The organism is Pseudomonas sp. J380, assembly GCF_009827115.1.
GTDB classification, from domain to species: domain Bacteria; phylum Pseudomonadota; class Gammaproteobacteria; order Pseudomonadales; family Pseudomonadaceae; genus Aquipseudomonas; species Aquipseudomonas paracarnis.
Window position 1 is genome coordinate 208643 of sequence record NZ_CP043060.1, and the last position, 12961, is coordinate 221603.

General features: G+C 62.2%; 13 protein-coding genes. 2 read left to right on the forward strand and 11 right to left on the reverse strand.

All coding sequences use genetic code 11. The annotated features are described in order from the left end of the window. Window positions 1–69: 69 nt before the first annotated feature. Window positions 70–1368 (reverse strand): FAD-binding oxidoreductase, encoded by a 1299-nt coding sequence (locus FXO12_RS01235; RefSeq protein WP_057974992.1) that lies wholly within the window; start codon window positions 1366–1368, stop codon window positions 70–72. 207 nt (window positions 1369–1575) lie between these two features. Between FXO12_RS01235 and hpaR the strand changes: the two genes are divergently transcribed. After that, window positions 1576–1998: a homoprotocatechuate degradation operon regulator HpaR gene (gene hpaR, locus FXO12_RS01240; protein WP_032896376.1), complete on the forward strand. Its 423-nt coding sequence runs from the start codon at window positions 1576–1578 to the stop codon at window positions 1996–1998. Between the two features lie 123 nt (window positions 1999–2121). Here the strand turns inward: hpaR and hpaI are convergent, their stop codons facing one another. The 8 genes from hpaI to FXO12_RS01280 all read right to left on the reverse strand — a co-directional run bounded on the left by hpaI (window position 2122) and on the right by FXO12_RS01280 (window position 9496). Further along, window positions 2122–2922: a 4-hydroxy-2-oxoheptanedioate aldolase gene (hpaI, locus tag FXO12_RS01245; RefSeq protein ID WP_054897410.1), complete on the reverse strand. Its 801-nt coding sequence runs from the start codon at window positions 2920–2922 to the stop codon at window positions 2122–2124. 16 nt (window positions 2923–2938) lie between these two features. Beyond that, entirely contained in the window at window positions 2939–3742 is an 804-nt protein-coding gene (gene hpaH, locus FXO12_RS01250; protein WP_057974991.1) for a 2-oxo-hept-4-ene-1,7-dioate hydratase, read from the reverse strand. 11 nt (window positions 3743–3753) lie between these two features. Beyond that, the gene (locus FXO12_RS01255) at window positions 3754–5058 is read right to left on the reverse strand and encodes an MFS transporter (RefSeq protein ID WP_057974990.1); all 1305 of its coding nucleotides are present in this window, start codon (window positions 5056–5058) and stop codon (window positions 3754–3756) included. Between the two features lie 133 nt (window positions 5059–5191). Next, window positions 5192–5584, reverse strand: a complete 393-nt coding sequence (locus tag FXO12_RS01260; protein WP_034128187.1) for a 5-carboxymethyl-2-hydroxymuconate Delta-isomerase — start codon at window positions 5582–5584, stop codon at window positions 5192–5194. Between the two features lie 15 nt (window positions 5585–5599). Further along, window positions 5600–6457 (reverse strand): 3,4-dihydroxyphenylacetate 2,3-dioxygenase, encoded by an 858-nt coding sequence (gene hpaD, locus FXO12_RS01265; protein WP_057974989.1) that lies wholly within the window; start codon window positions 6455–6457, stop codon window positions 5600–5602. Window positions 6458–6597: 140 nt separating this feature from the next. After that, window positions 6598–8058 (reverse strand): 5-carboxymethyl-2-hydroxymuconate semialdehyde dehydrogenase, encoded by a 1461-nt coding sequence (gene hpaE / locus FXO12_RS01270; RefSeq protein WP_057974988.1) that lies wholly within the window; start codon window positions 8056–8058, stop codon window positions 6598–6600. A 5-nt stretch (window positions 8059–8063) separates the two neighbouring features. Beyond that, window positions 8064–8834: a fumarylacetoacetate hydrolase family protein gene (locus FXO12_RS01275; RefSeq protein WP_057974987.1), complete on the reverse strand. Its 771-nt coding sequence runs from the start codon at window positions 8832–8834 to the stop codon at window positions 8064–8066. Beyond that, on the reverse strand, window positions 8831–9496 hold the full coding sequence (locus FXO12_RS01280; protein WP_054917480.1) for a fumarylacetoacetate hydrolase family protein: 666 nt from the start codon (window positions 9494–9496) through the stop codon (window positions 8831–8833). Before FXO12_RS01280 ends, FXO12_RS01275 begins: the two co-directional genes overlap by 4 nt. Before the next feature lie 128 nt (window positions 9497–9624). On the opposite strand from FXO12_RS01280, the gene hpaA reads away from it, so the two are divergent. After that, window positions 9625–10485, forward strand: coding sequence for a 4-hydroxyphenylacetate catabolism regulatory protein HpaA (gene hpaA, locus FXO12_RS01285; protein ID WP_057974986.1), 861 nt, complete (start codon window positions 9625–9627; stop codon window positions 10483–10485). On the opposite strand, the gene FXO12_RS01290 is transcribed toward hpaA, so the two are convergent. Both FXO12_RS01290 and FXO12_RS01295 read right to left on the reverse strand, forming a co-directional pair. Beyond that, window positions 10412–11881, reverse strand: a complete 1470-nt coding sequence (locus FXO12_RS01290) for an efflux transporter outer membrane subunit (RefSeq protein WP_057975028.1) — start codon at window positions 11879–11881, stop codon at window positions 10412–10414. The genes hpaA and FXO12_RS01290 overlap by 74 nt on opposite strands. Next, window positions 11881–12675, reverse strand: coding sequence for a helix-turn-helix transcriptional regulator (locus tag FXO12_RS01295; RefSeq protein ID WP_054897417.1), 795 nt, complete (start codon window positions 12673–12675; stop codon window positions 11881–11883). Before FXO12_RS01295 ends, FXO12_RS01290 begins: the two co-directional genes overlap by 1 nt. Window positions 12676–12961: the final 286 nt, after the last annotated feature.

The following is a 12961-nucleotide window of genomic DNA, read 5'->3' on the forward strand; positions in this document are numbered from 1 at the left end:
GCCGCGTTCATTCAGCAAGCACGCGTTATCGTTGAAGTTTTTCGCGGGCAAGCCCGCTCCTACAGGGGGTTAGCGGCGCCCATTCCAGTAGCCGGAAAGTTGGTGCCAGGATTTGCCCGCCGTCAGCAGCAGCGGGCGAATCGCGTCCTTGCCGATGATGGTGGGGCGGTGAATCGAGCTGACCAGGTCATAGCGCGCCGAGCCTTCGCTCATGCCTTCGGCCAGCACCTTGCAGATGATGTGGCTGGGGGTGACGCCGAAGCCGGAATAGCCCTGCACGAAAAACGCGTTGCTGCGCCCCGGCAAGGTGCCCACCTGCGGGAACAGGTTCGGGCTGCACGCCATCGGGCCGCCCCAGGCCAGGTCGATTTTCACGTCCTTGAGGTAGGGGAAAATCTTCAGCATCAGGTGACGGTTCCAGGCTTTCAGGTCACCGGGAATGTGCTCCACCAGGGACGTCGCGGCGCCGAACAGCAGGCGGTTTTCGTTAGTCACGCGGTAGTAGTCGATCACCGGGCGGATATCGCTGTAGGCCCCACGGATCGGGCTGATGCGCTGGATCAACTCCTCGGACAACGGCTCGGTCATCATCTGGAACGCGTAGGTGTTGATGGTCGAGCGGTGCAGTTCTGGCTCCAGCTTGTTGAGAAAGCTGTCACAGGCCCACAGCAACTTGCTGGCGCGTACCGAACCGCGCCCGGTGCGCACGGTGATGCGCTCGCCGTAGCTGACGTCCAGGGCCGGGCTGTTCTCGAAGATCTTCACGCCATGGCTGGCCAGTGCGGTGGCTTCGCCCAGCAGCAGGTTCAGCGAATGCACATGCCCGCCACCCATGTGCAACAGGGCGCTGGTGTAGGCGGTGGAGCCGATGATCTGCTGCACGTCGGAGCCGCCGAGAAAGCGGATTTCGTGCTGGCTGTTGATCGACTTGAAGTCCTTCTCCCAGGCGCGCAGGGTTTTTTCCTGGCGGGCGTTGAAGCCCATGTAGCCGTAGCCGTGGCAAAAGTCCGCGTCGATGTTGTACTTGGCGATGCGGTTCTTGATGATGTCGGCGCCCAGGTCGCTGATCTCGAACACTTGGCGCAGGCCGTCTTCGCCCACGTCCTTCTTGATCTTCTCCAGGTCATGGCCGATGCCTGCCATGATTTGCCCACCGTTGCGGCCCGTGCCGCCAAAGCCCAGGTAGCGCGCTTCAAGCACCACAATGTTGGTGATGCCTTTTTCCGCCAGCTCAAGGGCCGTGTTGATCCCGGAAAAGCCGCCGCCGATGACCACGACGTCTGCGTCGATATCCTGTTCCAGGGTGGGGAAGCTGAGGTTGTATTTCTTGGTGGCGGTGTAGTACGTGGGGGTTTCGATGTTGATCATGGCGCAGCCTGAAAAAGTGAAGGAAGGCGCTAAAGCGGATGCCTCCATTAGGGCCCCTGGCGGGCGGGAAGTCTTGATCCTGCGTGCCCGGGTTTTTGATTCAGCGCGCCACGGGCGAGGGCACCTACAAGTTATAGCGCGGTCGCCGGCCGGGAATGTTAGAGTTTCGTTAAACTATTAACTAAATACTTCGTGACCCTGAGCCCTATGTCCACACCTCGACAATCCCTGACCCTGGCCTTGCTGCAAGCGCGCGAGGCCGCGATGAGTTTTTTCCGTCCTTCCCTGAATGAACACGGCCTGACCGAACAGCAATGGCGCATCATCCGCATCCTTGAACAGCATGGTGAGTTGGAGATCTACCAACTGGCGGAACTGGCCTGCATCCTCAAGCCGAGCATGACCGGCGTACTGGTGCGCATGGAAGCGGCCGGCATGGTGCACCGGCGCAAGGCCGAACAGGACCAGCGCCGGGTGCTGATTACCCTGGCGGACAAGGGCAAGGCGAGTTTCGAGTCCATGAGCCAGTGCATGGAGGCCAACTACCAGCGTTTGCAGGATCAGTTTGGCGAAGAGAAATTCCAGATGCTGTTGGGGTTGCTGGATGACTTGAAGAACATCAAACGCTGAACTAATGACTGAACCACCACCGGTCAACTGTGGGAGCTGGCTTGCCTGCGATAGCGCCGGGTCAGCTGGCTTATCTGTCGCTGATGCACCGCCATCGCAGGCAAGCCAGCTCCCACATGGATTTCAGTAGACACCACCGGTATTGGCAGCCACCGGTACGTCTTTGAACTTCCCGGCCAGGCTTTGCAGCCCCCGCATCAACACCGTGGTATCCACCCCCACCGCCACGAACGTCGCCCCCAACTCGATATAGCGTCGTGCGAGATTTTCATCCGCACTGAGAATCCCTGCCGCCTTACCCGCCTTGACGATACGCACGATGGCGTCCTCAATCGACGCCTGTACCTGCGGATGCCCCGGGTTACCCCGATGGCCCATTGACGCGCTCAAATCTGCCGGGCCGATAAACACCCCGTCCACGCCTTCGACGGCGGCGATGGCGTCCAGATTGGCCAGGCCCTCGGCATTCTCAATCTGCACCAGCAGGCACATCTGCGCGTCGGCCTGGTCGAGGTAGTCGGTGATGCTGTTCCAGCGCGAAGCACGGGCCAGGGCGCTGCCGACGCCGCGAATACCCTGGGGCGGGTAGTGCAGGGCGCGCACCAGTTCCCGGGCCTGGGCAGCGCTTTCGACCATGGGCACCAGCAGCGTCTGCGCGCCGATATCCAGCAGTTGCTTGATCAGCGCCGTGTCGCCGATCACCGGGCGAATCAACGCCTGGCTGGGGTAGGGCGCGATGGCCTGCAATTGCGCCAGCATCCCCGGCAGCTGATTGGGCGCGTGTTCGCCGTCGATCAGCAGCCAGTCGAAACCGGCATTGGCGGCCAACTCGGCGCTATAGGCATTGGCAAGGCCGAGCCACAGGCCGATCTGTACCTCGCGGTTGTGCAGGCGTTGCTTGAAGCGGTTGACAGGCATGTCCATGAAAGCACTCCTGGGTTCAGACGAAGCGGCAGGCAATCGAGCCGAGCAGGTCGTAGTCGACGTGGAAGGTATCGCCAGGGCGGGCCGCCACGGGGCGGGTAAACGAGCCGCCGAGAATCACCTGGCCGGGCAGCAGGGTGACGTCATAGGGCGCCAGCTTGTTGGCCAGCCACGCCACGCCTTTGGCCGGGTGGTTGAGCACCGCCGCCGACACCCCGGACTCTTCGATCACGCCGTTGCGATACAGCACCGCCGGCACCTTGCGCAGGTCGATCTCGGTGGGGCGCACGGCGCGGCCGCCGAGGACCACACCGGCATTGGCGGCGTTGTCGGAGATGGTGTCGAACACCTTGCGGGTGGCGTTGGTATGCGGGTCGACCTGCTGGATGCGGGCGTCGATGATTTCCAGCGCCGGGATCACCCACTCGGTGGCGTCGAGCACATCGAACACCGTGCAGTTGGGCCCTTTGAGCGGCTTGCCGAGGATGAAAGCCAGTTCCACCTCCACCCGTGGCACGATGAAACGCTCGAAGGGAATGTCGCTGCCTTCGTCGAAAAACATGTCGTCGAGCAGAGCGCCGTAATCGGGTTCGGTGATATTCGACGACACCTGCATGGCCCGTGACGTCAGGCCGATCTTGTGGCCCTTGAGCGTGCGCCCGTGCTTGATCTTCTGCGCGACCCATTCACGCTGGATGGCGTAGGCGTCCTCGATCGTCATATCGGGGTAGTCGAGGGAAAACTGGCGCACCTGTTCGCGGCTGCGTTCGGCATGGTCCAGGTGGGCGGCTGCTGTGAGGATTTGCTGGGAGTCGAGCATGGCAACGGTCTCTAGTGTGGGTTGACGATGGCGGCCTGGGTGCGCAGCACCAGCAAACCACCGAGGGCGATAAACAGGGCGAGTACGTACAGGGCCAGGCTGGCGCTCTGGGTGGCGTCGCGCATCCAGCCGATCAGGTAGGGCGCGAGGAACGCCGCGATGCTGCCGAACGAGCTGATCATGGCGATGCCCGCCGCCTGGGTGGTGTGGGAGAGAAACGCCGGTGGCAGTTGCCAGAACATCGGCAGGGCGGCACTGGCGCCCATGCCGGCGACCACCAGCCCGCCCATCACCAGCAGCGCATTGCCGGGCGCCAGGCCCGCGACGGCGATGCCGAGCGCCGCCATCAGCAATGGCACGCATAGGTGCCAGCGGCGTTCGCGGTGGCGGTCGGACGAGCGCCCGCAGCCGAGCATGAAGAAGCAGCCGGCCAGGTACGGCACGGCGCTGAGCAAGCCGACCTGGCTGTCACGGCCGATGCCGGCGCCGTGGATCAGGGTGGGCATCCAGAACGCCAGGGTGTTGACCGCCAGCATCACCGCAAAATACACGGCCACCAGCAGCCACACCTGCGGGTCACGCAGGATGCCGCCGAACGAGGTGATGGTCTTGCGCTGTTCCTCGTTGCTCAGTTGGGTGTGCAATTGCTGTTTTTGCTCGGCAGTCAACCAGTGCACCGACTCGAAACTGTCCGGCAGCCACTTGAGTACCACCAGTCCCAGTAGCACCACGGGCGCGCCTTCGATCAGGAACATCCACTGCCAGCCGCGCAGGCTGCCGACGTCGTGGAAGTTCTCCAGGATCGCCCCGGAAATCGGCCCGCCCAGCACTCCGGCCATGGGCACCGCAATGGCAAACAAGGCAGTGACCTGGGCGCGACGGCGTGCCGGGTACCAACGGTTGAGGAATACCAGGATCCCCGGGAAAAAACCGGCCTCGGCCACACCCAGCAGAAAGCGCAGCACGTAGAACCCGCGTGCGCTCTCCACCCACAACATGCCGGTGGAGAGCAGACCCCACACCACCATCAGGCAGGCGATCCAGCGCCGTGGCCCGACGCGGTCCAGGGCAATGTTGCTGGGCACGCCGAACAGTGCGTAGGCGATGAAGAACAGGCCGGCGCCGAAGCCATACACGGTGTCGCTGAAGTGCAGATCGCTGCTCATCTGCATCTTGGCAAAGCCGATGTTGATGCGGTCCAGATGGGCGAACAGGTAACACACCAGCAACAAGGGCATCAGGCGCCAGGTCACCAAACGATGGGTGCGGTCGTGCTCGGCAAGCCGCAGGCTTGCAGTGGAATGGGCTGTGCTCATGGCGTTGTTCTTTTTGTTGTAGGAGCGAGCTTGCTCGCGAAAAACGTTAACGAAAACGCAGCGCTGCCGGTGATCCGCAGGGCCTGTAGGTTCTCCGCGAGCGAGCTCGCTCCTACAGGGGGGCGGGGCCGTTTCAGCTTGCCGGGTTGTTCAGGAACGCATGCACATTGTTCTGCTTGAAGTTGAGCTGTGGGTGCAGCTCGATCATCTCGAACGACAGCGCCAACAACCGTTGCGCCTGCAGCTCGGCGAAGTGTGCGGTGATCACCGCGAACACCGCTTGGGCGACTGCTTCGCGCGTCGCCAGGTCGCGGCCATGGCCGACCTTGAGGGTCATGTGCACAAAGGCATAGTCGTGCTTGCCATCGGCCATGCGCCAGGTGTCCAGGCGCACGCCGCGACTGCGAATGCCGCCCAGCGGAAACACACCGCTGTCGCCCAGCACGCGGTGGACTTTTTCAAACAGGCCGGGCAAATCGGCCTGCTGTTCGAGGTTGTCGGTGTACTCAGCGATAAAGTGCGGCATGGTGTTCTCCCAGGGTTAAAGCGGGAAAATCGCGTTGATCTGGCCGGTGCCCGAACTGCCGAACGGCGGCGTGATGATCTCGGTCGGCTTGGCATAGTCCGGCCCACCCAGCAGGCCCAGGAGCATGGCGGTGTCGTGCATCTTGCCTTCGCCAAAACAATGTTCGGCGTAGTCGGGCAACATGGCGCAGAACTCCTTGAAGCGACCTTGCTTCCACATTTCCACGACATGCAGGTCCACCTGCTTGTCGAATTCGCGGGTCCAGTTGTGGATATTCGCCTCAGCCTGGCGGTCGTCCGAGAACCGATGGGACAGCGAGCCGGACGCCAGCACCAGCACCTTGCGGTCGCTCTTTTCGATCGCCCGGCGCACGGCGGCGCCGAAGGCAAAGCTGTCTTCCAGGCGATGCCAGGCGCACCAGGCAGCGATGGAAATGACCTTGAATTTCTCTGCGTCGGGCACGCCCATATGCATGTAGCGCATGGGCACCAGGGTGCCGTATTCCAGCTCCAGGCTCGGGATGTTGTGGGCCATGCTACGCACGCCAGCCAGGTTGGCTTCGGCGGCGATCAGCTCGCCCAGCTCTGGGCAACCGGGGTAGGCGTAGTCCATGTTCTTGATGAAGTGCGGCAGTTCGTTGCTGGTGTAGGTGCCCTGGAACTGCTCGCCGCAATTGACGTGGTAGCCGCTGTTGACCAGCCAGTGCACGTCGAACACCACCGCAGTGTCGGCCCCCAGTTCGCGGGCACGCCGGCCGATCTCCTTGTGCCCGGCAATCGCCGCTTCGCGACAGCCGTGATGCTTGCCGGGCAGTTCCGACAGGTACATCGACGGTACGTGGCAGATCTTCGCTGCCAGAACCACTTGGCCCATGATGACTCTCCTGAATAATTATTCTTTTGTAGGAGCGAGCTCGCTCGCGAAAAACGTCAACGATAACGCAGCGCTTCAGGTAGCCAGCGGTGCCTGTGGGTGCTTCGCGAGCAAGCTCGCTCCTACAGGCAATGCGGGCTTCAGACGCCCCAGCGCGGAATGTGATGACTGCCCATGGAAATACACACGTTCTTGATCTCGGCAAATACTTCAAAGCTGTACTGGCCGCCTTCACGCCCGGTGCCCGAGCCTTTGACCCCGCCAAACGGCTGGCGCAAATCCCGTACGTTCTGGCTGTTGATAAATACCATGCCCGCTTCGATACCGCGCGCCAGGCGGTGGGCCTTGCCGATGTCCTGGGTCCAGATGTAGGAGGCCAGCCCGTATTCGGTGTCGTTGGCCAATTGCAGCGCTTCAGCTTCGTCTTTGAACGGGATCAGGCACACCACCGGGCCGAAGATTTCTTCCTGGGCGATGCGCATCCGGTTGTTCACGTCGGCAAACACCGTCGGCTGGATAAACTGGCCGCGGCTGAGGTGCGCCGGCAGGTTGGCCGGGCGTTCCAGGCCGCCAGCCAGCAGCGTGGCGCCTTCCTCCAGGCCGATCTTGATGTAGCCGGTGACCTTGTCGTAATGGGCCTGGGTGATCATCGAGCCGACCTGGGTGTTCGGGTCCTGGGGGTCGCCGACGATCAAGCGCTTGGCTCGCGCCGCGAACTCGGCGACAAATTGCGAGTAGACACTTTCCTGGATAAAGATCCGGCTGCCAGCGGTGCAGCGCTCGCCGTTGAGGGAAAAGATCGTGAACAACGCGGCGTCGAGGGCGCGTTCCAGGTCGGCGTCTTCAAAAATCAGCACCGGCGACTTGCCGCCCAGTTCCATGGAGTACTTTTTCAGGCCGGCGCTCTGCATGATTTTCTTACCGGTGGCGGTGCCGCCGGTAAAGGAAATCGCCCGTACATCCGGGTGGCGCACCAGTGCATCACCGGCGGTGGCGCCGTAGCCCTGGATCACATTGAGCACGCCGTCGGGAATCCCGGCTTCCACCGCCAGGCGCCCCAGTTCATTGGCGGTCAGCGGCGACAGCTCCGACATCTTCAACACCGCCGTATTGCCCAGCGCCAGGCACGGCGCGGTCTTCCAGGTGGCGGTCATGAACGGCACGTTCCACGGCGATACCAGCCCACACACGCCCACCGGCTGGTACAGGGTGTAGTTGAGCATCTGGTCATCCACCGGGTAGGTGTGGCCGTCCATGCGGGTGCAGACCTCAGCGAAGAAATCGAAGTTGTGCGAGGCACGCGGGATCAACACGTTCTTGGTCTGGTGGATCGGCAGGCCGGTGTCCAGGGTTTCCAGCTCGGCCAGGTGTGGCACGTTCTGTTCGATCAGCTCGCCCAGTTTGCGCATCAAGCGCGCGCGCTCCTTGGCCGGCGTATTGGCCCACTTGGGGAACGCGGCCTTGGCCGCCGCCACGGCCTGCGCGACTTCTTCGGCACCGCCGCTGGCCACTTCACCGATGGCCTCGCCGGTGGCCGGGTTGTAGTTGATAAAGGTGTCTTTGCTTTCGACCTCACGGCCGTTGATCCAGTGTTTGATCATGGTGCTCAAGCCTCTTTGCGCGCGGAGAAAAACTCCGTTTCACTGACGATACGGTTGACCAGGCGGCCCACGCCTTCGACTTCCACCACGACCTCATCCCCCGGCACCACATCGGCCAGGCCCTCGGGCGTGCCGGTGGCGATCATGTCGCCCGGTTGCAGGGTCATGAAGCTGGACAGGTATTCGATGAGGTAGGGGATATCGAAAATCATGTCTTTCGTGCTGCCTTCCTGGCGCAGTTCGCCGTTGATCCAGGTACGCAATTTCAGGTTGCCTGCGTCGGGCACATCGGCCACGTCGACAATCCATGGGCCGACCGGGGTGGTGGCGTCGCGGTTTTTCACGCGCAGGTTGGGGCGGTAGTAATTCTCGAGGTAGTCGCGGATCGCGTAGTCGTTGCACACCGTGTAACCGGCCAGGTAGTCCAGGGCGTCGGCGCGCTTGACGTTGCGCGCGGTCTTGCCGATCACCGCCACCAGCTCGCACTCGTAGTGCATGTAGGCGACGTTGTCGGGGCGCCAACTGACTTGGCGGTGACCGGTGTAGGTGCCCACCGATTTGATGAATGCCAGCGGTTCGGTCGGCGGCGTAAAGGCCAGTTCGGCGGCGTGGTCGGCGTAGTTCAAACCCAGGGCGAACATGTTGCCGGTGGCGGGTGGCAGCCATTGCACCTGGTCTTCGGCCAGCAACCGCCCATCCTCCAGGCGCACGCTGCAGTCGGCTTGCACCAATACGTTGTGGGTTGCACCTTCAAAGTGGATACGTGCGCGTTTCATGCCGATGCCTCCGCTGCAATGGTGTTGCTCAGGCGGCCAATGCCGGTGATATCGACTTCAACCTGGTCGCCTGGCTGCACATCCACGCGGCCTTGCGGTGTGCCGGTGATCAGCACATCACCGGGGTACAGGGTCATGAACTCGCTGATCTCGGCGATCAATTGCGGGATGTCGCGTACCCAATCGGCGGTAGAGCTTTCCTGGCGCAGCTCGCCATTGACGAACAGCTTGAGGCTCAATTGATTGGGGTTGGCCACTTGATCCCGCGCCACCAACTGCGGGCCCAGGGCGCAAAACCCATCGCGGCATTTGGCTTTGACGGCGGGGCGGTAGTAGCTGTCTTCCGGCAGGCTGAATTCATTCACCACCACATACCCGGCCACATGCGCCATGGCGTTCTCCAGGCTGACACGGCTGGCGCGCTGGCCGATCACCACACCCAACGCCGGGCCCGGCTGCAGGCGCTCGCCCGCAGGCTGCAGCACTACGCCGCCATGGGCATTGCGGGTGTTGGGGGTTTTGATAAACAGCACCGGCTTGGTCGGCGGCTGCTGGTAGGGCGGCTGTTGGAAGGCGGCGAGATGCTGGTCCAGCAGGCCCTGGTAGTTCAGCGCAACGCCGAACAGGGTGCCGCTGGCAACATCATGCAGGGTTCGGCTCATGCGTTTCTCCTGGCGGTGACGACGGCTGCACAGGCCGTTCGTTAAGTTGTTAACGTTATAATTAATATGTTAACTACCGTCAAGCGTGGCACACTGCGCTGGCCTCACAACAACAAGAAGAGAGCCCCGTGAAGCCGATTCCCAACATCAACATCGGGCAGGTCTACGACCAGCGCTACAGCGACGCCGAGGTGCATTACGACAAGCTCGGCAACCTGGCGGGGTTTTTCGGGCGCAATATGGCTGTGCATCGCCATGACCGGTTTTTCCAGGTGCATTACGTCAAGAGTGGTGCAGTGCGGGTGTATCTGGATGACCGCCAGTACGTTGAATCGGGGCCGATGTTTTTTCTCACGCCGCCCACGGTGGCCCACGCGTTTGTCACCGAAGCCGATGCCGACGGGCATGTGTTGACGGTGCGCCAGCAGCTTGTATGGGGATTGATCGACGCCGACCCCAGCCTCGCCTCCGGCGCCGCATGTGTGGCCTTGACTGGCGACGCTGAGGGGTTGGAAGAACTCTTCGAGGCGCTGTGCAGTGAGATCAACGCCGAACGGGCAGGGCGCGCCGCCGCCCTCGACAGCCTGACGCGGTTGATCATGATCCGGTTGCTGCGCCTGTGCGCCCACGCCCAGCCGGCACGCCCGACAGCCCATGAAGACCTGCGCATCTTCCATCGTTTCAACGAGCTGATCGAAGCCCACTACCTGGAACACTGGCCGTTGGCGCGTTATGCCGAGGGCATTGGCGTGACCCAGGCGCGGCTCAATGAAGTGTGCCGACGCATTGCCGACCTGCCGTCCAAGCGCCTGATCCTTGAACGGCTGATGCAAGAGGCCAAGCGCCTGCTGTTGTTTACCGGCAGTTCCGCGAATGAAATCTGCTACCAGCTGGGGTTCAAGGACCCTGCGTATTTCAGCCGGTTTTTTTTGCGCTATGCACAGATGACACCGGGGGAGTACCGGCTGCGGCAGTCGGGGTTGCGCTGATATCCCAGGCGCCACCCAGTGCGGTATACAAATTCACCTCGGCGACCAACTGCGCCAGCCGGTCCACAATCAGCGCCTGTTGCGCGCTGAACAGCGAACGCTGCGCATCGAGGAACGTCAGGTTGCTGTCCACGCCGCTGCGGTAACGGTGCTCGGCCAGGTCATAGTAGTTCTGGTTGGCGGCGACGAAATCCCGTTGCGCCGCCAGTTGGTCGTTGAAGGTCTGGCGTGCGGCGAGGCCGTCGGCAACTTCCTGGAAGGCGCCCTGGATGGATTTTTCGTACTGGGCCACCGTGATGTCCTTCTGCAGCCTGGCGTAATCGAGGCTGGCGCGCAGGCTGCCGGCGTTGAAGATCGGCAGGTTGATCTGCGGCTGGAAGGTCCAGCTACCCGAGCCGCCCTTGAACAGCCCCGACAGCTCCTTGCTGGTGCTGCCGGCGTTTGCCGTCAGGGTCACGGAAGGAAAGAACGCAGCACGGGCCGCACCGATATTGGCGTTGGCCGCCTGCAACTGGTATTCGGCCTGGAGGATATCCGGGCGGCGTTGCAGCAGGTCCGAGGGCAAGCCGGCGGGCACGCGGGCGACCAGATCGTCGGCCAATGGGCGCGCAGGCAGGTGTTCATCCACCGGGCCACCCACCAGCAGCGTGAGGTTGTTGAGGTCCTGGGCCACCTGGCGTTCATAGCGGGCTACGCTGGCGCGGGTACTTTCCACTGCTGTGCGCGCTTGCACTACGTCCAGCGCCGAGGCTTTGCCTGCGCTTTTACTGCGGCTGGTCAATTGCCAGCTGTGGTCGTTGGCGACCAGGGTTTGCTCGGCCAGGGCCAGCAGTTCCTGATCGGCGCGCCAGGTCAGGTAGGCATTGGCGACGTTGGCCACCAGGCTCAATTGCGTACTGCGCCGCGCTTGTTCGGTGCCCAGGTAAGTGAGCAGCGCCTGTTCGCTGAGGCTGCGCACGCGGCCGAACAGATCCAGTTCGTAAGCGCTCAGGCCCAAGGTGGCGGAGTAATTGGAGGTTATCGCTGACTTGCCGGTGCCGGTCACGCTCCCCGGCAGCTTCTGGCGCTTGCCGGCGCCTGTGGCAGAGATCGCCGGGAACAGATCCGCGCGCTGGATTCGGTACTGGGCCTGGAACGCTTGCACATTCAGGGCCGCCACTCGCAGGTCGCGGTTGTTGAGCAGTGCATCATTAATCAGCTGTTGCAGCGCCGGGTCGCGGAACAGCTGCTGCCAGTCCGGGTTTTGCGCCTGGGTGCCGGCCTGTGCCAGGCGGTACACGCCGCCTTGGGGGTACTGCGCAGGCGTCGGCGCGGCTGGTCGCTGGTACTCGGGAATCAGCGAGCAACCGCCGAGCATCCAGGCCATGCCGACGGTGCACAGTGCTCGTGTGTTCATCAGGCGCCCACCATCCATTTGGCCAGGCCATGCCGGCCGCTCACGCCCAGCTTGGCGGCGGCGCGCTTGAGGTAGGTCTCGATCGAGCTGTTTTTGACACTGAGTTTCTCCGCGATTTGCGGCACGGTACCGCCGGTCAGCAGGCCCAGGCACACCTCCTGTTCCCGCGCCGAAAGGGTGATGTCGCTCAAAGACAAGCGTTTGTAGAACTCACGCTGCAACTGCGATTGTTCCAACAGGGTATGGGCCGGCTCAGTCTCGGCGTGCGGCGCCTGGCGCAGGCTCTGGGCGTGCCGTTCCATCAACGGCAACAGCGTGTCCGACAAGCACTTGAGAAACGACAACTCAGCCAGGGAGAACCCCTGCTGCGTCGGCGGGCGGTAGAACGAAATCACACAGCGTCGATTGCCCTGGCGCGATACCAGATTGCACTGGTGCGAAGTACCGCGCGGATGCGCGCTGTTGGCCTTGGCGTTCATCTGGATCAGCAGCGGGTCTTGCATGTGCAGCATCTGCCGCAACAGCGGGTGGTCGTTCAGCGCATGCAAGGTCTGGGGCACCGACAAATCCTTTTTCACCCCGGCGCTGCCCAGTAACTTGATGTCCAGCACGCGGTCGCGCAGTTCATCCAGGGTCCATTCGCTGAGGTCTACCAGGTGAATCGGTACCCACTTGCCCACCAGCTGCAACATCGTGGCGGCGAAATGTTCGTCGCCGCTGTTTGAAATCAACTCGCCCATTTCGGCATAAAAATGCGGGCCGCAGGTGTCGCCAATACTCGGGGTCAGACTCATAGCCATCTCATCCTTGATGTCGAAAACCGTCAACGGTTGCCCAGGGCCTGTGCAGGGCGCTCCGTACTGCTTGAACGTAACTCGGCGTTCGAAATTTTATTTAGCCATAGGGATTTGTCCTACGTATGTAGCGGAAACGAGGGACACAAGCTGCCATAAAAGCTGCGCCATTAATCCGACGTTTCTCGTGAATTAAGCCGGCTACGTACAGGTGTAAGTTATTTTTAGTTTTAGTTAAGTTATTGATGTAAATGATGAATTATTAAAATAAAGGGGTTATCCAGAG

Bases quoted from the DNA above. Each gene is read 5' to 3' on its own strand.
- hpaR (WP_032896376.1), top strand. From the start codon at position 1,576: ATGTCCACACCTCGACAATCCCTGACCCTGGCCTTGCTGCAAGCGCGC.
- FXO12_RS01280 (WP_054917480.1), bottom strand. From the start codon at position 9,496: ATGAGCCGAACCCTGCATGATGTTGCCAGCGGCACCCTGTTCGGCGTT.
- FXO12_RS01290 (WP_057975028.1), bottom strand. From the start codon at position 11,881: ATGAACACACGAGCACTGTGCACCGTCGGCATGGCCTGGATGCTCGGC.
- hpaH (WP_057974991.1), bottom strand. From the start codon at position 3,742: ATGCTCGACTCCCAGCAAATCCTCACAGCAGCCGCCCACCTGGACCAT.
- FXO12_RS01295 (WP_054897417.1), bottom strand. From the start codon at position 12,675: ATGAGTCTGACCCCGAGTATTGGCGACACCTGCGGCCCGCATTTTTAT.
- hpaD (WP_057974989.1), bottom strand. From the start codon at position 6,457: ATGGGCCAAGTGGTTCTGGCAGCGAAGATCTGCCACGTACCGTCGATG.
- FXO12_RS01235 (WP_057974992.1), bottom strand. From the start codon at position 1,368: ATGATCAACATCGAAACCCCCACGTACTACACCGCCACCAAGAAATAC.
- FXO12_RS01260 (WP_034128187.1), bottom strand. From the start codon at position 5,584: ATGCCGCACTTTATCGCTGAGTACACCGACAACCTCGAACAGCAGGCC.
- hpaE (WP_057974988.1), bottom strand. From the start codon at position 8,058: ATGATCAAACACTGGATCAACGGCCGTGAGGTCGAAAGCAAAGACACC.
- FXO12_RS01275 (WP_057974987.1), bottom strand. From the start codon at position 8,834: ATGAAACGCGCACGTATCCACTTTGAAGGTGCAACCCACAACGTATTG.
- FXO12_RS01255 (WP_057974990.1), bottom strand. From the start codon at position 5,058: ATGAGCACAGCCCATTCCACTGCAAGCCTGCGGCTTGCCGAGCACGAC.
- hpaI (WP_054897410.1), bottom strand. From the start codon at position 2,922: ATGGACATGCCTGTCAACCGCTTCAAGCAACGCCTGCACAACCGCGAG.